Below are 18,357 nucleotides of genomic sequence, written 5' to 3' on the forward strand. Positions count from 1 at the left end.
AGTAAAAATACGACGTTGTTTTTTCATTAGACACCTCTTGGGTTGTGATTTTATCACCTAAGCGGGTGTCCGGATTGATTAGACCACTACACAGATCCCCAAGTTGGGGCGCAGGGGCTTGCCCCGCAAAGGCTGTCGGGAATAACTGCATCTGGCGGGAGTATTCAGGAAAGCACCAGAGCGGTTATTTCCTGAACGCCCGATGACGCTGCATCAGAGCTGATGCAGCGTATCACATGATAAAACCCGGCGCTTATTCCACGCCCTGAGACTTCAGGTACTCGTCGTAAGTACCGTGGAAGTCGACGATCTCGTGATCGCGGATTTCGATAATGCGGGTCGCCAGCGAGGATACGAATTCACGGTCGTGGGACACGAAAATCAGCGTACCTTCGAACATTTCCAGCGCCGCATTCAGCGATTCGATGGATTCCATGTCCATGTGGTTGGTCGGTTCGTCCATGATCAGCACGTTGTGGTTGTGCATCATCAGCTTACCGAACAGCAGACGGCCTTTTTCACCACCGGAACAGACTTTCACTGATTTCTTGATGTCGTCCTGGTTAAACAGCAGACGACCCAGAGTTGCACGTACTGCCTGATCATCGTGCTCGGTGGTCTTCCAGCGTTCCATCCAGGCAAACAGATCCATGTTTTCGGCGAATTCGTATTCGTGATCCTGCGCGTAGTAACCCAGGTTCGCGTTTTCCGCCCACTTAATGGTGCCGGACTTCGGTGTCAGGTCGCTCACCAGACACTTGAGGAAGGTGGTTTTACCCGCGCCGTTAGCACCGATAACCGCAATCTTCTCGCCGGCTTCAACCATCAGGTTGGTGTTTTTGAACAGCAGCTCATCGCCTTCATAACCGTGGCTCAGGCCTTCCACTTCCAGCGCCAGACGGTGCAGTTTCTTTTCCTGAGTAAAGCGGATAAACGGGTTCTGACGGGTAGACGGCTTGATGTCGTCCAGCTTGATCTTGTCCATCTGCTTGGCACGGCTGGTGGCCTGCTTGGCTTTGGAGGCGTTGGCCGAGAAGCGCGATACGAACTGCTGCAGTTCAGCAATCTGGGCTTTCTTCTTGGCGTTTTCTGATTGCATACGTTCGCGCGCGGCGGTGGAGGCAATCATAAAGTCATCATAGGTACCCGGATAAATGCGGATATCGCCGTAGTCGATGTCGGCCATATGGGTACAGACGGAGTTCAGGAAGTGACGGTCGTGCGAGATGATGATGATGGTGCACTTCATGTCATTGAGGATACCTTCCAGCCAGCGGATGGTGTTGATATCCAGGTTGTTGGTCGGTTCGTCGAGCAGCAGGATGTCCGGGTTAGAGAACAGCGCCTGCGCCAGCAATACACGCAGCTTCCAGCCCGGAGCCACTTCGCTCATCGGACCTTCATGCAGTTCGGTTGCGATACCGGCGCCCAGCAGCAGCTCACCGGCACGGGATTCGGCGGTGTAGCCACCCATCTCAGCGAACTCACCTTCCAGCTCGGCGGCACGCATATAGTCGTCTTCAGTCGCTTCCAGGTTGGCGTAAATCGCATCACGCTCTTCCTTAACGGCCCACAGCTCTTTGTTACCCATCATCACGGTATCGATAACGCGATACTGTTCAAAGGCGAACTGATCCTGGCTCAGCTTGCCCAGACGCTCGTTCGGCGTAATGCTGACATTACCGGCGGTCGGCTCCAGAGAACCGTCCAGAATTTTCATAAAGGTGGATTTACCGCAGCCGTTGGCGCCGATCAGGCCATAGCGATTACCGTCACCAAACTTGACGGAGATGTTTTCAAACAGAGGCTTGGCACCAAACTGCATGGTGATATTAGCGGTGGAGATCACGGGTCAATCCTGATAGAAGAAGGGTTTTACGAAAGGGCGCGACTATACGTGTTTTTCGTGCAAAAAACGAGCATCTGAGGCGTTTTTGCGCCGCATTAGGATGATTTCACCGTCTGCTTTGAGGCTGGGTGAAAGCCAGGAGCGAGTCCGCCAGCCGCCCGGACATTCAGGAGAAAAATCATGGATACAGACAATATCAATGAACAGACCGTACTGGACTTCTGGTTCAGCGAACTGAGCCCCAAACAATGGTGGGTGAAAGACCCGCAGCTGGACCGGGAGATTGAGCGCCGCTTTGGCGCAGTACACGCAGCTGCCTGTGCCGGGGAGCTGTATCACTGGCGTGTCAGTGCGCGCGGACGGCTGGCTGAAATCATTGTGCTCGACCAGTTTTCACGCAATATCTACCGCGACAGCGGGCGTGCCTTTGCCGCTGATCCGTTAGCACTGGTGCTGGCACAGGAAGCGGTGGCGGCAGACACTGATGCCAGTCTGGCGGTGAGCGAATGCCTGTTTCTGTATATGCCTTATATGCACAGCGAATCGCTGCGGATTCACGATGAAGCGCTGCGTCTGTTTGCCCGTCCGGGGCTGGAAGATAACCTTAACTTTGAACACCGCCACCGCGATATTATTGCGCGCTTTGGCCGCTATCCGCACCGCAATGCCTTGCTGGGGCGCGAATCGACGGCAGAAGAGCTGGAATTTTTACAGCAGCCGGGATCGTCTTTTTAGGATCTGTTCAGAATTACAGGTACAGGGGATCATTATGTTTACGCTTGATATTAATGAGTCAGTCAGCCTGGCTCTGGTTCAGCCGTCGTTCGCCAGCCGCTATCTGGCGATTGTTGAGGCTGAGCGTGACTATCTTTCGGAGTGGCTTGCTTTCAGAGTGGCTTGCATGGCCGCCCCACGCCGATTCGGAAGAATTTTTCCTGCGCTTTATCCGTGGTGCTCTGCATGATTATGCCGATGGTAAATCGATGACATGCGCGGTGTTGTATCAGGGCGTTGTGGTGGGCAATGTCAGCTACAACAGCATTTGCCGAAACCTTGGTAAAGCAGAAATCGGCTACTGGCTGAGCAAGGAATATCAGGGGCGGGGAATTATGACAACGGCGGTCCGCTATCTTATTGATGATGCTTTTAATCGGCTGAAGCTGCATAAGGTGCAGATATCGGCTGCCGCAGAGAATGAACCGAGCCGTGCATTATGTGAACGTCTGCATATGACCCTTGAAGGCATTATCCGCAACAGTGAAAACCTTAATGGCCGGGTAGTGGATCATGCCATCTACGGGATACAATCCGCGCAATGGCTGGCCTTAACGGCCGCTGAAACCTGACAGGAACCCCTATTTTTTATGGCTGTTTTAACCGTATTACAAGCACCTGACCCCCGCCTGCGGGAAGTTGCCCGTCCGGTAACCGATATCCGCAGCGTACAGACGCTGATCGACGATATGTTCGACACCCTGTACGCCACTGACGATGGCATTGGTCTGGCCGCGACTCAGGTGGGCCGTCGTGAAGCCTTGCTGGTGATTGATCTTTCTGAAGAACGTAATGAGCCGCTGGTGCTGATTAATCCGGAAATTATCCGTGGCGAACATAAAGAAGCCGGTCAGGAAGGTTGTTTATCGGTGCCTGGCTATTATGCCGATGTTGAGCGTTTTACCTCGGTAACGGTGTCGGCGCTGGATCGTGATGGTAAGGCCATCACGATTGAAAGCGATGATTTTCTGGCGGTTGTCATACAGCACGAAATGGATCATTTAAAAGGCAAATTATTCATTGATTATCTGTCGCCGGTTAAACAACAGATGGCGTTGAAAAAGGTGAAAAAACAGCAGCGGGAAAGTGTTCGCGGTTGATTGATTGGATTCGCCGTCGGCAGGACGCTGACGGCGGTTTATTTTCCTAAGCGGGGCACTAAACTACACCAGGCCACGTTCCTGCAGTACTTCTTTAAATGCAAACATGGCATTCAGTGCCGCCGGAAAGCCGGCATAAACCGACATCTGTAAAATCACTTCTTTGATTTCATCGGCGCTGCAACCAACATTCAGTGCGGCCTGTAAGTGCACCTTCAATTGCGGCTGGCAGTTACCGAGCGCCGTGAGCGCGGCAACGGTGGCTATTTCGCGTGATTTAAGATCCAGCCCCGGACGGGAGTAGATATCCGCAAAAGGGTATTCGATGGTGTAGCGCGCCAGATCCGGACAAATATCCTGCAGGCTGTCGATCACCTTATGCCCGGCTTCACCATCAATTTCGCTGAGTTTTTTCAGTCCCTGTTCAAAGCGTACGCTGGTCATATTCCTGCTTCCTGTGAGTTAAAGAGAAATCAGGTTAGGGCTTTGAGTTAACTCTAAGTCAAGCGGATTTCAGACCTTGCCGGTCAGCTGACGGTAATAACCGATTTTGTTATCCAGAACCTGCAGATGCTCCAGTTCGCGGGCAATTCTTGCCTGCAGAATATCGCGGTGCTGTTGCAGTAACTGCTGGCGTTCAGCCATTGTGCTGTCGCCCTGTGCGCGGAATTCTGCGTATTCAATAATGTGCTGCAGCGGCATACCGGTGTCTTTAAGACGCAGAATAAAGGTGATCCATTCCAGATCTTTATTGCTGAATACCCGGTGGCCACTCTGGTTACGCTGTACCTGCAACAAGCCGATTTTTTCGTAATAGCGCAGGGTATGGGCAGAAACCCCGGTTTGTTCGGCAAAGGCTTTGATATTCATAAGCGGAAGAGGGGTGTCTGAGTGAATGTTTGGTTGGTTTTGACTAACCAGCAAGGCCACCGCATGGTTTGCCGGCGGCCAGAGCAACTTTTTACAATGGAACGGCTTTTTACAGTGGAACAGCGGCATCCTGCGATGCCTTAAGTTTACCATTTGCCACGGCAGCGCTGAGACCACAAACCAGTGCCATGGTGCAGACAATGGTTGCTCCTGACGGCAGATCCCACAGCGCCGACAGCATCAGCCCGGCGGCATAAGCACAGGCCCCGGTAACGTAAGCACGCAGCAGCGGATGCTGGCGGACTTTCTGTACGGCAAGTGCCGGCATAATCAGGCTGGCAAATACCAGATAGACACCAACCAGCTGCACCGAGGTGGTCACACTGATGGCAAACAGGGAATAAAACAGCAGCGGGCTCTGTTGTTTGCCACGGCCAACTCTCAGGCCAGCCCCAAGCCCGAACCACAGCGCCAGTACCGCCGCATAAATAATGGCCACCGGGATCAGCTGGCTGTAGGTGACCCACAGAATCTGCCCGGCAAGCAGGTCTTTTAACGCTTCGCCACCATGTGGGTTACTGCTCAATACCAGCAGTCCGCCGCTGGCGGCGAGTACAAACACGCAGCCGATAATGGCTTCCTGATTGTCTTCCCACAGCGTCTCGGTGGCATACAACAACAGTGCACCGGCCAAGGCGGCAGCCATGGCGATCAGCTGTACCTGCCAGCCACCGGCTTCCCAACCCAGACTGTAGGCAATGATGACCCCGAGTCCGGCAATCTGGGCAATGGCCAGATCGAGAAAAATAATACCGCGGCTGAGTACCTGACGGCCCAGTGGTATGTGAGTGGTCAGCACCAGCAACCCGGCGAGAAACGCCGGGGCAATAATGGATAACTCCAGATTGCTGAACAGACTCATGGTGCGAGTCCGTCTAACAGGCGTGAAATGGTGTCGTCGTAGAGGCTGAACAGATCCTGCGCCTGCTCACTGCCACCCACGGTAAAGGGCAAAGCAATGGCCGGAAGGCCGGTTTTATCCGCCAGCCATTCGTCAGCACGGCCATCCTGATAGGCCGCGCGGATGATCATTCTGGCCGGCTGGGCATCCAGCTGCTGCAATACCTCCGCCAGATGCCCGGCGCTGGCGGGCACGCCGGGTTTCGGCTCCAGCGTGGCTACTTCGTTCAGCCCCAGCCACTGCTGCAGATAACTCCAGCTGCGGTGGTGAACTACAACAGCAACACCGCGCAAGGGTGCTGCTTTTGTTTCCCAGCGCTGCATGGCGGCTTGCCAGCGTTGGCCGAAATCATCGGCGCGCTGCTGATAGGCGGCGCTGTTGTCAGCATCCAGCTGTTGCAACAGTGGCAGCAGAGCTGCGGCAACCTTGCTGATATTGTGTGGGCTGGTCTGAATGTGAGGATTACCACCGGGATGCACGTCGCCTTGTGAGCGGTCGATGATTTGCGGTTTATCCAGAGTTTCGACAAAACGGCTGGCTTCAAAGTAGCCGGGTTTGCCCGGTTGCACCTTACTGTTACCGGACTGGCGCAGCAGAAGAGGCAGCCAGCCGCTTTCCAGCTCGGAGCCGGTGCAGATCAGCAGGTCGGCTTTGCGCATCTTCGCAATCAGACTCGGTCGTGCCTGAATATGATGCGGGTCCTGTAAGGCGGTGGTGGCGGTGAACACCTCAACGTTATCACCGCCCAGCTCCTGCGCCAGTGCGCCCCATTCCGGCTCGCAGGCGAAGATATTCAGCGTTGCAGCCTGTGCAGTGGTACAGCCACCAGCCAGCAGTAACGGCAGCAGAACAGCGCGCGCTTTGCGTAATATTGTTTTCATCACGCTCTCCTTAAAAACGGTGCGCGCCGTGGGCGCCGAGGCTCATGGTGTATTGCAGCAGCCACTGGTGATCGATCTGTGGCTGCGACTCATCGCGGTTGTATTGCAGACGCAGACGGCTGAACTCGCTGTTGCTGTAATCCAGCATCAGGCTGTTGCGTTGTGGGGTATGGTTTTGCGCGTCGAGCACGGTGCCGGCAAAGGCGGCGTCATTCTGGCCGGCGTCGAGCCGATCGTGGCGCACACCGGCACGCCAGCCGTGGGTAAACTGATAAATTGCCTGCAGATACCAGCCTTTGGGTGTGGCCGAGTAGGGCAGTTCGCTGCCACCTGTGGGGGTAAAGTCACCGTCGTTTTTACTCAGCAGGTACTCGCCCTGCACTTTAACGCTGCGGTTATAGGCGTTGCCGCCCGGTGACCATTTCCACACGAAATCAGCAATGGCGACCTTACTGCTGCCGCTGAACAGATCCGGGTTATCTTCGTCGCCGCTTTCACGTGCATCGGCATTGGCATTCAGGTACGACAGACCGGCGCGCCAGCTGCTGCTCTGGCCTATATCGCCGCCGCTGTGCACAAACACCGACCAGGCCCCCTGACCCTTACTGGCGCTGCCGCCGGCCGGATAAGCGCTGCCGTTAAACCATTCCGCGCCGACTTCGGTGTACAGCTCGGTCGGTGCCAGCCAGCGTAACTGTACGCCGTCGTCTTTATATTGCGTACCCAGCAAGGCACGGTACGCCAGCGCAGTATCGGCAAAATCCCAGGTGTGGGCATGCTGTTCGTTGAGATAACCGATGCCGGAGAAGAAGCGTCCGCCGCGGAAGGTCAGGCCGTCTGCCGGGCTGGTTTGCACGTAGGCGTTTTCTACTTCGGTTTCATCACCGAGCGCGACGGTAATGGCACCGAACCAGTCGGGATCAATATTGGCGCTGATGTTTAATTCCGACTCGCCCAGCGCAAAGCCCTGGCTGCCGGGTTCGCTTTCTCCGCCTAAGGGCAGACCGGCGATGGCGTAGTCATCGGGTTCACGGGAAAAGTGGCCGAGTGTGCCATTCAGAATCAGGCCAATAGCCGGATTAAATGCATTGGCAGAATCGGCGGCCCACAGTGGAGCGGGCAGAATAGCGGACAGGCTAAGCAGGGCACAGCAAGGCAAAATGCCGGTGCGGGATACAGACATGGTGTTCTCCTGAAAAAATACACGCATTACCGGTATGCGCTAACACACCGGTAACGATTCTGGGTTTAACGGATTCAGGAAAAACGGGGTGGGGCGCGTGCCTGTGAAGCTGTTAAAACGGTCGTTGCAGTGCCAGGCGCTGGTGGACAGATGGTGCTGTGCTGGCCAGGAATGCAGGGGGCTTCAGGACTGACGCCGGACAGGCCGGGTGTGCTGAGGTCGGATGCCTGCAGGCAGTAACTGCACAGCTCACCGGCGGGATGCTGTTCTGAGTGAGTCTGATGCCATAGCGCAGCCGACTGACCGATAAGCAACAGCATCGTCAGTAACAGGACATGGTTCAGAGAAAGCAGGGTTCGTTTCACAGCATCGGCACCAGAGACAGGCGCGCTCAGACTAACACGCCGTCAAAGTGGGTCAACCGGCAATCGGAGCCAGTCTTATTTGCCGCCACACAGAAAATGACATGTTGATTTGCGCCATTTCCCGGACGCTGTCTCATCCTTCCGGACGAGGCCGGAACAGATATGGGCAGCTTCTGTTGTGATAAAACCGGGCAGAGGAGGCAGCCTGATCAGGCTTAGCGCGTATTTTTCTGCGGATTCCACCGGCACATATGGATTGTCGTTTTGAGACGTAAGTCTGATTCTGACAATAAAACATATTGTTTCTAACCGCTTTATCAATTGATGTGAAAGGATCGGCTGTCTAGAATGGCCGCTTACTGCTCAGTCTGTTTTATAAACCATATCATCAATAAGCGGTTTGTCTTTTCCTGGTTGCTCTGCGCGCTGATAGCGGCCGGGAATAATAATCTGTTGTTGATGTGAGTTTTGCAGGCTGATTTTCTGACAACTTGGAACGTTAAGCAGGTGCAATCAGTGAACGTCGAGGATGCGATCCGCTTTCAGTCTGACCTCAGTTTTTTTAATGAACTGCTGGCTGATAAAAAAATTCAGGTGCTGGCTGAAAAACGTATTAAAGAGGCCCGCCGTGATTCCTACCGCCGCAGTCTTCTTGGCCACAGCCTGAGGGTTACGGCCAGACTGGCGCCCGATCTTTTTAAGTATGTGCGTAATGCACAGGAAGCCCTGAATCTGGGCGATAAAAATGTTGAGGTCTACATCTATAACAGCCCTGAGCCTAATGCCAGCTGCAGTTACTCCGGTGGCGATGACATTATTCTGACCTTCAGTTCCGGTCTGTTAACCTCAATGAATGAAGACGAAATCAACTTCGTCGTTGGCCATGAACTGGGTCATGCTTTATTCAGCCATTATGCCTTACCGACCCATGCGATTCTTGAAGAAGGCACGCTGAATGCCAGTGATGCCATGAAGCTGATGTCCTGGAGCCGGCGCGCAGAAATCTCTGCTGACCGCGCTGGTCTGTTTGTCTGTAAAAGCCCGGAAGCGGCCATCAGTTCCTTCCTGAAGCTGTCCTGCGGTGTTGCTCATCCGATTATTGAATTTGATCTGAAAGAGTACTCGGCGCAGATTCAGGATTTATCTGAGTTATCAAAAAACACAGAAGACACATCCCATTGTTATTCCAGCCATCCGTTTAACCCTATCCGTATTATGGCCGTTGATTTATACAGCCAGTCGGATGAGTTTCAGCGTTTAACCGGACAGGGAACAGGGAATAAAACGCTGGCCGATGTTGATGACGGTATTCATAAAGTACTCGAGTATATGGAGCCTGTCAGCGATGAAGAGAAACAGGCCCTGCATAACCGTGCCATGTTCTGGGGCGGCGCCTGGGTGGCTTATGCGGACGGACATCTGGCCGATGCTGAAGCAGAAAACCTGATCGAGCAGGCCGGTGAAGAAATATACCGCGAAGGTATTCAGCTGCTGGAACAGGCTGAAGATCCTATCGGTCTTGCCCGTGAACAGTTTATTGAGAGCTCAAAGCCGCTGCTATCCCTGGGAGCTTCAAACCGCTGCGCCTTTATTCAGCGTTTGGTTGTGGTCGCCAGAGCCGATCAGAATATTGATGATCGCGAACTGGATGCCCTCACGGAAATGGCAAAAATTATGAATGTTGAACCTTCTTTTGTTCAGCAAATTTTAATGTTTCTCGAATAAGGAGAATCTTGATGACATCGAATGGAAGCACAAATCCATATCCAAACCCGTTCACCAGTAAGATTGTTGCTTACTGTGAAGAGATTGGCTGGAACTTTGAAGTCCGCTCTGAATCCTCGGTTAAAATGCTGTTTGTTGAAGATGACGGGCGTTCGCAGCTGGTCTTTTTTAACCGTCAGCAGGCGGGTAATGGCAGTGAAGTTGTATGTATTTCTTCGCCGGTTGTTCGCCTGAGCACCATCCAGGAATCTGATATCGATCAGAAAGCTTTCTTCAACGAATTGCTGGAGCTGAATGGCCGCTCCGCTAACTATCGCTGGGCATTTACCCGCATCAGTGAAGAAGATGAGTTGCTGATCGCTGTTGTGGATATGCTGCTGGATACTATGGATCTGAAAGAAATGGCGATGGCAGTATCTGCCGTATCAACCGTTGCAGACCGTATGGAAAGTCGTTTTGGCGTGGACGAGTTTTAAAGGAGATTAAAATGTCGAACAAATTTCATGAAATCATTGCAGGTCACGCCGACAAACTTGGCATTAATCTGAAAATTGATAATGAGCGCATGATCAGCGCGATGTTTGATATGGGCGAAGGGCGCTCACAGCGTGTTCTGGTGCTGCATCACCCAAGCGAAGACGGTACTAAAGACATTGTTGAAATTGCCTCGGCGGTACTGGATTTAAGTGGTATGCCGGATCAGCAACTGGGTGCTTCTATGGCACTGAAATTGTTGCGTGAAAATGACAGTACACTCTGTGCATCCTGGGCCATCGACAAGGTTGGCGGATGTCACCTGGTTGCGATGGGCAACTGGTGGCTGGATGAAATGGATACTGATGAATTCGGTACCACGCTGTATGGCGTAGCCGCAATGGCGGATAATCTGGAACAGCAGCTCGGGGTTGATAACTTCTGATGCTGTAACGAAAACGGCCGCGGATAACAGAGTTATGCGCGGCCGTTTTTTATCCTGCTGCTTTGTCAGGATATGTTCTTCAGGATTTCTTTTTCAGGCTCAGTGTTTTTTCCGTTTTCGTCTTTGGGTTACGGTACACTTTAGGCGCTGATTTTTTCTCAGCCGGTTTTTTATCCGCCTGGTCCTGATTCCTTTCTTCTTTCTTTGTACCTGTTTTCTTCGTGTCTGGTTTTTCTGTTTTCTGCGTTTTTGCTGCAGATGTTTTTTGTTCTTTTGCCGGTTTTCTGGCGTCTTTACCCGACTCTTTTTTCGCTTCTTTTTTCAGGTCTTTATTGACCACAGCTTTCTGGTCAGCCTCTGTTGCCAGGCGGATACCACTGTCTTCGATCACAATTTTGCGTTCTTTATACAGTTTGCCGATGGCCATTTTAAAGGTACGTTTGCTGACCCCGAACTGCAGTTCGATCAGTTCTGCCGGAGAGTGGTCGCTGAGGCCTAAGAGGCCGTGGTTATCTTCCATTTTCTGCAGGATTTTTTTCGCCAGCGGATCGGCTTTGGTATGGCCTACCGGCTCCAGCATCAGATCAAGTTTATGATCGTCACGCAGACGTTTGATATAGCCTTCAACCCGCTGGCCGGTACGAATGGCTTTGCGGATATCGTCGTTGTGCAGCAAACCCCAATAGGTGTCGTTGACTACGGCTTTGTAGCCGATGTCGGTGCGCTGGGCGATCAGTAATTTTACTTTATCGCCGGTGGCCAGCGGTACCGGAGCACCGGGCCAGTTGGCTTTGACTTCGTCTTTGATAAAACGGTTTAAGCGCGCGCTGGCAACGATACGGTCGGTGTTATCGAGGTACAGATAGACCGCATAGGACTTACCGGCTTCCATGCGGTGGGTTTGCTCGGCGAAGGGCACAAACACGTCTTTGGCCAGGCCCCAGTCGAGAAAGGCTCCGGTTTGATTTACATCCACGGCTTCCAGCCAGGCGACCTGATGCAGCTGTGCTTTAGGGCGCAGGCAGGTGGCAATCGGACGGTCGTCGGAATCAAGGTAAACAAAGACTTTAAGACTGTCGCCGATTTGCGTGCCGGCAGGAATTTGTTTGCGTGGCAGCAGAATTTTGCCGCCGTCGTTGTCATCCAGATACAGGCCGTGGGGCTGTTCATCGAGTACGGTCAGGGTGTTGTAGCGTCCGAGTTCGGCCATGATGGTATTCCGCGGCAAGGTGTTTCGGGGGCAGCATTATGCTGTCGTTTGTATCAGGATAGGCTGGCCTGTGGCCGGCGGCGCGCAGTTTATCACAGCCATGGGCGGAGGCAGAGTCCGGGGTCGGGCATTTCCATCCATGCGGGGCCGATAAAAAAGCCCCGCCAATGGTGATTGGCAGGGCTTGTGGCTGTTGCAGGTTTGTACTCAGGTACGCAATGCGCCCAGTTGTTTATCCAGACGGTCGAGCTGTTCGGTGACGTTATGGCTGCTCTGGTTGGCTTCCTGTGCCAGCTCGGCCAGCATTGTGGTGGCATCACCGATCACGGTGAGGTTGCGGGTAATTTCACCGCTCACCGAGCTTTGCTCTTCGGCTGCAGTGGCTACCTGACGGATGTGGTCGGCAATTTCGCTGATCGCCTGTACTACTTCTTGCAAAGAGCCATGGGCTTCGCGGGTGGATTCCATCGCCAGTCCGGCTTTCTGGCTGCCACTGTCAATGATGCTGACGGCGGCTTTTACCTCGCCCTGCAGGCTGCCAATCATATTGTTAATTTCTTCGGTCGATTCCTGGGTTTTTGAGGCGAGGGTACGTACTTCATCGGCCACCACCGCAAAACCACGTCCCTGTTCACCGGCACGGGCGGCTTCAATGGCAGCGTTCAGTGCCAGCAGGTTGGTCTGTTCGGCAATGGAGCCAATAACCACCAGGATGCGGTTAATATCGTCGGAGCGGGCAGATACTTTGGTGATCGACTCGCTTGCGGTATGCATGTTTTCGCTCAGCTCCAGCACCGTATCTACCGCGGAAGACAGGTTCCGCTGCGATGCGGTGACGGTAGAATGGATATCGTTGGCCCGTACCGCAACGTCGGAGGCAATGCGTGATACTTCCTGCGCCGTGGCCGACATTTCCTGAGTCGCGGTAACCACGTTATCCATTTCACTTTGTTGCTGATCGGTGGCTTTACGGGTTTTCTGGCTGATTTTCAGGTTCTCGGCTGACTCGCTGCGCACTTCGTGGCTGACTTCTTTCAGTGCCAGTACCAGATCGCGCAGTTTGCTGAGGAAGCGGTTAAAGCCGCCACTCAGGCTGATCAGTTCGGCGTGGGTATCAAGTTGCAGACGCTGGGAAAGATCGCCATCGGCGCTGGACAGTTGCTCGACCTGCTTATTCAGTACTTCCAGGGGTTTGGTAATAGACTGAATCAACAGGGTTATGGCAACCAGAGCGGCCCCGGCGAGAATCAGCGCCAACAGCAGCTGGCTGCTGAGTACTGAGGTTTTTTCATCGGCGACCAGCGCTTTCAGGGTTTCAAGATCGGCGAGGGCGACGTTCAGCGGCAGTTCGATCAGCAGTGACCACTCACTGTTGGAGGCCGGAATTTTTAGCCCACGGGCAACATACAGGTTATCTTTTCCGCTCAGCAGACCGTCGCCTTTATGCAGTTTGCTCAGCGTATCGCCTCTTTCCGGCAGAGACTCTTTTAAAGGCCGCATCAGCTTATCTTTGTAGTGGCTTGAGGCGACCACCAGACCTATTTCACTGAGTAATGTTACCCGGGCTTTGCCGCTGTAGAGCGACTGGCTCAGTTCATCCACCAGTTTCTGGAAAATGGGCAGGTTAACGTCGACACCGGCAATGCCGCGGAAAGTACCATTGGCGATAATCGGTGCGGTGAGACTGGTCATCAGTTCTTCATAACCGGGGCTGATCTCATACAGGTAGGGCTCCATCAGGCAGGGAACTTTTTTATCGCGGCTGCAGAGATACCACTCGGATTGACGGATGCCGAATTCATTACGGACATCGAGGTATTTTTCGTCCGGATCGTCGACTTTCTGCTGTTCGACCTGACCGGACTGATTGCGGATCCAGTAGATTTCCAGTGAGCCGGTGCGTTCGGCGTTGTAAATCAGGCCTGAGTCGACGAACTCGCTGTCACGACCATCGAAGCCGTTACGCTCGAACTGGGCGTATGTGGAGCTGACATCCTTATTGGCTGCGAGTGCGGCCCCCATCATTGCGCTGACCTGAGCGCGGCTGCCATCACCATTTTCAATCGCGGTTTTAATGGCGGCAGCCATTGTCATAGGAATGCGGTAGGCGGCGTTGATGTAGTTACTGATCTGCTCGCCATAGGCCTGGGTTTTGGTCTGCAGTTGGGTGATAACGGCCTCGGTCAGATTTTTTTCACTGTGCTCCTGCAGTTGTTCGCTGAGCGAACTGATGCCCTGATAACTGCGCCAGGTCAGGGCGGCGGCCAGCAACAGAATGGCTGACAGCGTGATGGCAAACAGCTTGGTTTTAAGGGGTAAGGATTTCATGCAAGGCTCCGGAAGGCGTGGTCATACCAAATCAGTATAGTTTCTGATCTGATCTCTGCGTCCGGTTTGCCCGATTTGTCCTCTTGGGCTGCTTAACCTGATGAAAAAACAGGAAAAACCGCCGTCATCACGGTTTTTCCTGTGGTGCTGTTGCTGTTTCAGCGACCGCTGAACCTGGCCGCGCGGCGTTCCATAAATGAACGTACGCCTTCGGCGGCATCGTCACTCTTCAGCACCTTGCCCATATCGCCGAAGACGGTGCTCAGTGCAGCGGTATCACCGTGCAGACGCGCGGTTTTTGATGATTTCAGTGCGGCGCGCACACCCAGCGGGGCCGCAGCGGCCACTTTCTGTGCCAGTTCACGGGCACGGCTGTGCAGCTGGCTGAATTCACAGAGTTCGGTCAGCATGCCCCAGTCGTAGGCCTGCTGGCCGCTGAATTCATCACCGGTCAGCAGATAACGCTGTGCCCGTGCCCAGCCGATTTCTTCCGGCAGGCGCACCGTACCGCCGCCGCAGGGGTAGATGCCACGCTGTACTTCAAGTTGGGCAAAGCGGGTATCGGCGGTGCCGAGGCGGATATCGGTATTGAGCAACAACTCCAGACCGGAGGTGTAGCACAGACCATGTACGGCAATGATCAGTGGCTTACTCAGGGTTTCGCCGGAAATACCGTAGGGGTCAATTTCGCCTGCGGCCATCTGCGGGGCGCCGCCCTGCGCAAAGATAGGGGCCCATTTATCCAGCTCCAGACCGGCGGTGAAGTGTTTGCCATCGGCCAGAATCACACCGACGCGTAAGTCATCGTCGTGTTGCAGGCGGTGCAGCGCCTGCGCCAGCAGGTGGTAACTCTCCGGGTCGAGGGCGTTCAGTTTGTCGGCACGATTAAAGGTGATGGTGAGGATATGCTCACTGGCTTCAACGAGTACTTTGGCAGTCATGGTGTGTTGTCCTGTGCAGTTGCTGATTAAAACCAGTCCGGGTTCATGGTGGTGCAGGTATCGTCAAATCCGGCTAACAGTTTGGCCTGATGCTCAATTTCCGGCAGTTCCCAGCGGATAAAGTAGCGTGCAGCCTGCAGTTTGCCGGCGAGGAACTGCTGGTCGTCTTCTGCCGCCGAAGCGCCAAAGGTGTCGATAGCCTTGTCGGCCATTTCCAGCCACAGCCAGCCGATCACCATCTTGCCCATCATGTCGAGATACAGCGCCGAGTTGCCCAGCGCCGCACTGACCTGGCCGCTCTGCAGGGCTTTGCCCAGCGCCATGGTGGTTTGCAGCAGGGTGTTCAGGTGTTTCTGATAGCTGGCGGTCAGCTCGCTGAGTTGCTCTTTACCCTGAGCGGATTTCAGCGTGGCCTGTACCCGTGCCATCAACAGCTGCTGGCCTTTGCCATTGTGCTGCCACAGTTTGCGGCCCAGTAAATCCAGCGACTGAATACCGTGGGTGCCTTCATGAATCGGATTTAAGCGGTTGTCGCGGTAGCACTGCTCGACCGGATATTCGCGGGTATAACCGGCGCCGCCCAACACCTGAATGGCCAGATCGTTAGCGCGCGGGCCGTAATACGACGGGAAGGATTTCACCACCGGCGTTAATAAGTCGAGCAGGATGCCGCTGTCGGCGTTTTCTCCGGCTTCCTGTTCATCCACTAAGCGTGCGGCCAGCAGACACAGCGCCAGCGACCCTTCGACGTAGGATTTCTGCGCCAGCAACATGCGTTTTACATCGGTGTGTTCAACGATATTCAGCGGTTTGCTGAGCGGATCTTTTTCCACCGGAGAGCGGCCCTGCGGACGGTTACGGGCGTAGTCGAGGGATTCGAGATAACCGCGGTAACCGATCATGGCGGCCCCCAGGCCAACGCCGATGCGCGCTTCGTTCATCATCTTGAACATATACATCAGGCCCTTACCGGCTTCACCGATCAGGTAGCCGTGGCAGTCGTCTTTTTCGCCAAAGCTTAAAACGGTGGAGGTCGTGCCACGGTAGCCCATTTTGTGCAGCAGACCGGCCAGCTGCACATCGTTGCGCGGGCCCAGCGAACCATCGGCGCTGGTGTGGAATTTCGGCACGATAAACAACGAAATACCTTTAACACCCAGTGGCGCGCCCTGAATACGGGCCAGCACTAAGTGCACGATATTTTCGGTGATGTCCTGATCGCCGCCGGAGATATACATCTTCTGACCTTTAATGCGGTAGCTGCCGTCATCTGCTGGCAGGGCGCGGGTGGTCAGATCGCCCAGTGATGAGCCAACGTCCGGTTCGGTCAGCGCCATAGTGCCGGCAAAACGGCCGCTGAACATGTGCGGTAAAAAGGTGGCTTTCTGTTCATCGCTGCCAAAGGCATGGATCACATTGGCGGCGGCGCTGGTTAAAAACGGATAGCCGGCAGTGGAGGGATTGGCCGACATAAAGTAAGCGTTGGCGGCCATATGCAGCAGTGAGGGTAACTGCATGCCGCCGTCCTCATAACGATGGCGGGCGCACAGCAGGCCGGAGTCGGCAAAGTGTTGCCAGGCTTCTTTTACTTCCGGGATGGTGCTGACTTTTTCACCGTCGAATTGCGGCTCGTGTTCGTCCGCTTTGGCGTTATGCGGGGCAAAGTACTCTTCGGCAATGCGGCTTGAGGTATTCAGAATGCCATCGAAGGTGGTGCGGTCGTGTTCACTGTAATGTGGCAGTTCGGTCAGCTGCTCAGCCTGAAATACCTGATACAGCAGAAATTCCAGATCTTTCTGATTAATAAGTTTCGACACGGTTTGGCTCCCCGCAGGGTTAATAGAAAGTGAATCATGAGTTCTATGACGTATTTCACCAGTATCAGGCTTGTCATGCCGCCGGATAATCGTCAATATAGCCACACTTAATGCTAATAGTGACATAAGCCATGCCGTCAGCCTGATTTCGCAGATGACAGGTATCAGAGTGCAGTGCAGCAGAGACTTTAAAGGGGGCCACCCATGCTTAATGTAGTGATCGCGGGTTTTGATAAAGCCTTATCATCGGCCATGACCGGTGTCGCCGATCTTTTTGGTCTGGCAGGTGTAACCTGGAACCGCATTCAGGGGCAGGAACTGGAGCGCCTGTTTAATGTGCGCATTGCCAGCCCGGATGGCGGCCCTATCCGCTGCATTAACGGCATTCAGCTGCTGGCACATATGAGTTACGACGATGTGCAGGATGTCGATGTGATTGTGGTGCCGACCATCGGTGGCCCGGTTGAGGATGTGATTGGTGTGAACCCGCAGCTGCTGGCTCTGCTGCGCCGCGCCGATGCTCATGGCTGGACCATTGCCGGTAATTGCACCGGTAATTTTTTACTGGCCGAAGCCGGCATTCTCAACGGCAAAGTGGCCACCACTCATTGGGGTTTTAAAGATCTGTTTGAACAGCGTTACCCGCAGGTAGAACTTAAGGCTGATCAGCTGATTACCCGCCATGATCATATTTATTGTGCCGGTGGCGGTCTGGCCTGGTTTGATCTGGGGCTGCATATTATTGAGCGTAATTTTGGTTTTGAAACAGCCATTCAGACTGCCAAAGCCTTTGTGATCGACTATCGTCGTGACAGCCAGCTGTCGTATTCGCTGATGCGTTTATCAAAACCGCATAAAGATGATCTGGTAAAACAGGTTCAGGCCTGGCTGGAAGAACACTACGCCGGTAATTTTACCGTCGATGAACTGGCCGACCGTTTCAGTGTGTCCAAGCGTACTCTTATCCGTCGCTTTAATGCGGCGCTGGATATGCCACCGAATACCTATGTGCAATCCATCCGTATCGAAGCGGCGCAGAAATTACTGGAAGAAACTGAACGTACAGTGGATGTGGTGATGAATGATGTGGGCTATGAAGACGCCAGTTCATTCCGGCGTTTATTCCGCAAAAAAACCGGCTTAACACCAACCGAATATCGCCGCCGTTTCAGCCGCCGTTTCTGATGACTGAACGCCTGTATATGCCGGACGTTACAACTGGTTACGGCTGAAAGGGAAATTCTGACAAATAAAGGCGATCATTGACAAAATCCGGCAGGGGTCGCAATCGGTCTTTTGCAGTACAATGCGCGCATATCAATGGAGGACAATATGATGCGCTTGCTGCTCTGGTGTTTGCTGATCATTGCGAACAGCTCTTACGCAGGACTTCTATGCGACTGGCCCTATCGTACAGAAATTACTCTCAGTGAA

General features: G+C 53.8%; 17 protein-coding genes. 7 read left to right on the top strand and 10 right to left on the bottom strand.

Features of this window, described 5'->3' with window-relative positions:
- Window positions 1-253: 253 nt before the first annotated feature.
- On the bottom strand, window positions 254-1,849 hold the full coding sequence (locus tag B3P58_RS09370; RefSeq protein ID WP_145469235.1) for an ABC-F family ATPase: 1,596 nt from the start codon (window positions 1,847-1,849) through the stop codon (window positions 254-256).
- Between the two features lie 180 nt (window positions 1,850-2,029).
- Between B3P58_RS09370 and B3P58_RS09375 the strand changes: the two genes are divergently transcribed.
- The 3 genes from B3P58_RS09375 to def all read left to right on the top strand — a co-directional run bounded on the left by B3P58_RS09375 (window position 2,030) and on the right by def (window position 3,723).
- Complete coding sequence (locus B3P58_RS09375; protein ID WP_286717154.1) at window positions 2,030-2,584, top strand: DUF924 family protein; 555 nt, start codon at window positions 2,030-2,032, stop codon at window positions 2,582-2,584.
- Between the two features lie 125 nt (window positions 2,585-2,709).
- Entirely contained in the window at window positions 2,710-3,195 is a 486-nt protein-coding gene (locus B3P58_RS09380) for a GNAT family N-acetyltransferase (RefSeq protein ID WP_286717155.1), read from the top strand.
- Window positions 3,196-3,213: 18 nt separating this feature from the next.
- Window positions 3,214-3,723, top strand: coding sequence for a peptide deformylase (gene def / locus B3P58_RS09385; protein WP_145469237.1), 510 nt, complete (start codon window positions 3,214-3,216; stop codon window positions 3,721-3,723).
- A 63-nt stretch (window positions 3,724-3,786) separates the two neighbouring features.
- On the opposite strand, the gene B3P58_RS09390 is transcribed toward def, so the two are convergent.
- From B3P58_RS09390 to B3P58_RS09410, 5 genes are all read right to left on the bottom strand, one after another.
- Complete coding sequence (locus tag B3P58_RS09390; RefSeq protein WP_286717156.1) at window positions 3,787-4,167, bottom strand: carboxymuconolactone decarboxylase family protein; 381 nt, start codon at window positions 4,165-4,167, stop codon at window positions 3,787-3,789.
- A 69-nt stretch (window positions 4,168-4,236) separates the two neighbouring features.
- Window positions 4,237-4,593: a MerR family transcriptional regulator gene (locus B3P58_RS09395; protein WP_286717158.1), complete on the bottom strand. Its 357-nt coding sequence runs from the start codon at window positions 4,591-4,593 to the stop codon at window positions 4,237-4,239.
- A gap of 109 nt (window positions 4,594-4,702) precedes the next feature.
- Entirely contained in the window at window positions 4,703-5,515 is an 813-nt protein-coding gene (locus B3P58_RS09400; RefSeq protein ID WP_286717160.1) for a metal ABC transporter permease, read from the bottom strand.
- A complete protein-coding gene (locus tag B3P58_RS09405) occupies window positions 5,512-6,435 on the bottom strand; it encodes a metal ABC transporter substrate-binding protein (protein WP_286717161.1) in 924 nt (307 codons plus the stop codon). The genes B3P58_RS09400 and B3P58_RS09405 overlap by 4 nt, the downstream gene beginning before the upstream one ends.
- Window positions 6,436-6,445: 10 nt before the next feature.
- A complete protein-coding gene (locus B3P58_RS09410; protein WP_286717162.1) occupies window positions 6,446-7,618 on the bottom strand; it encodes a hypothetical protein in 1,173 nt (390 codons plus the stop codon).
- A gap of 881 nt (window positions 7,619-8,499) precedes the next feature.
- Here B3P58_RS09410 and B3P58_RS09415 point away from each other — a divergent pair.
- From B3P58_RS09415 to B3P58_RS09425, 3 genes are read left to right on the top strand one after another with little or no spacing between them, the layout of a single operon-like run.
- Entirely contained in the window at window positions 8,500-9,708 is a 1,209-nt protein-coding gene (locus B3P58_RS09415; RefSeq protein WP_186435925.1) for a M48 family metallopeptidase, read from the top strand.
- A gap of 11 nt (window positions 9,709-9,719) precedes the next feature.
- Window positions 9,720-10,184: a hypothetical protein gene (locus tag B3P58_RS09420; protein ID WP_286717163.1), complete on the top strand. Its 465-nt coding sequence runs from the start codon at window positions 9,720-9,722 to the stop codon at window positions 10,182-10,184.
- A gap of 11 nt (window positions 10,185-10,195) precedes the next feature.
- Window positions 10,196-10,627 (top strand): hypothetical protein, encoded by a 432-nt coding sequence (locus tag B3P58_RS09425; protein WP_145469245.1) that lies wholly within the window; start codon window positions 10,196-10,198, stop codon window positions 10,625-10,627.
- A 79-nt stretch (window positions 10,628-10,706) separates the two neighbouring features.
- Here B3P58_RS09425 and B3P58_RS09430 read toward each other — a convergent pair whose 3' ends face one another.
- From B3P58_RS09430 to B3P58_RS09445, 4 genes are all read right to left on the bottom strand, one after another.
- Window positions 10,707-11,837 (bottom strand): CvfB family protein, encoded by a 1,131-nt coding sequence (locus B3P58_RS09430; protein WP_225691581.1) that lies wholly within the window; start codon window positions 11,835-11,837, stop codon window positions 10,707-10,709.
- A 207-nt stretch (window positions 11,838-12,044) separates the two neighbouring features.
- Window positions 12,045-14,165, bottom strand: a complete 2,121-nt coding sequence (locus B3P58_RS09435) for a methyl-accepting chemotaxis protein (RefSeq protein ID WP_286717165.1) — start codon at window positions 14,163-14,165, stop codon at window positions 12,045-12,047.
- A gap of 158 nt (window positions 14,166-14,323) precedes the next feature.
- Window positions 14,324-15,106 (bottom strand): crotonase/enoyl-CoA hydratase family protein, encoded by a 783-nt coding sequence (locus B3P58_RS09440; RefSeq protein ID WP_286717166.1) that lies wholly within the window; start codon window positions 15,104-15,106, stop codon window positions 14,324-14,326.
- A gap of 26 nt (window positions 15,107-15,132) precedes the next feature.
- A complete protein-coding gene (locus tag B3P58_RS09445; protein ID WP_286717167.1) occupies window positions 15,133-16,923 on the bottom strand; it encodes an acyl-CoA dehydrogenase in 1,791 nt (596 codons plus the stop codon).
- Window positions 16,924-17,127: 204 nt separating this feature from the next.
- On the opposite strand from B3P58_RS09445, the gene B3P58_RS09450 reads away from it, so the two are divergent.
- On the top strand, window positions 17,128-18,108 hold the full coding sequence (locus B3P58_RS09450) for a GlxA family transcriptional regulator (protein ID WP_286717168.1): 981 nt from the start codon (window positions 17,128-17,130) through the stop codon (window positions 18,106-18,108).
- The last annotated feature ends 249 nt before the right edge of the window (window positions 18,109-18,357 follow it).

The organism is Thalassolituus sp. UBA2009 (genome assembly GCF_002335285.1).
GTDB lineage: Bacteria > Pseudomonadota > Gammaproteobacteria > Pseudomonadales > Oceanobacteraceae > Venatoribacter > Venatoribacter alkanivorans.

What these genes read in the sequence shown, in the direction of transcription:
- B3P58_RS09440 (WP_286717166.1), bottom strand. Translation starts at nt 15,106, where the DNA reads ATGACTGCCAAAGTACTCGTTGAAGCCAGTGAGCATATCCTCACCATC.
- B3P58_RS09395 (WP_286717158.1), bottom strand. Translation starts at nt 4,593, where the DNA reads ATGAATATCAAAGCCTTTGCCGAACAAACCGGGGTTTCTGCCCATACC.
- B3P58_RS09450 (WP_286717168.1), top strand. Translation starts at nt 17,128, where the DNA reads ATGCTTAATGTAGTGATCGCGGGTTTTGATAAAGCCTTATCATCGGCC.
- B3P58_RS09430 (WP_225691581.1), bottom strand. Translation starts at nt 11,837, where the DNA reads ATGGCCGAACTCGGACGCTACAACACCCTGACCGTACTCGATGAACAG.
- B3P58_RS09390 (WP_286717156.1), bottom strand. Translation starts at nt 4,167, where the DNA reads ATGACCAGCGTACGCTTTGAACAGGGACTGAAAAAACTCAGCGAAATT.
- def (WP_145469237.1), top strand. Translation starts at nt 3,214, where the DNA reads ATGGCTGTTTTAACCGTATTACAAGCACCTGACCCCCGCCTGCGGGAA.
- B3P58_RS09420 (WP_286717163.1), top strand. Translation starts at nt 9,720, where the DNA reads ATGACATCGAATGGAAGCACAAATCCATATCCAAACCCGTTCACCAGT.
- B3P58_RS09400 (WP_286717160.1), bottom strand. Translation starts at nt 5,515, where the DNA reads ATGAGTCTGTTCAGCAATCTGGAGTTATCCATTATTGCCCCGGCGTTT.
- B3P58_RS09425 (WP_145469245.1), top strand. Translation starts at nt 10,196, where the DNA reads ATGTCGAACAAATTTCATGAAATCATTGCAGGTCACGCCGACAAACTT.
- B3P58_RS09375 (WP_286717154.1), top strand. Translation starts at nt 2,030, where the DNA reads ATGGATACAGACAATATCAATGAACAGACCGTACTGGACTTCTGGTTC.
- B3P58_RS09405 (WP_286717161.1), bottom strand. Translation starts at nt 6,435, where the DNA reads ATGAAAACAATATTACGCAAAGCGCGCGCTGTTCTGCTGCCGTTACTG.
- B3P58_RS09435 (WP_286717165.1), bottom strand. Translation starts at nt 14,165, where the DNA reads ATGAAATCCTTACCCCTTAAAACCAAGCTGTTTGCCATCACGCTGTCA.
- B3P58_RS09410 (WP_286717162.1), bottom strand. Translation starts at nt 7,618, where the DNA reads ATGTCTGTATCCCGCACCGGCATTTTGCCTTGCTGTGCCCTGCTTAGC.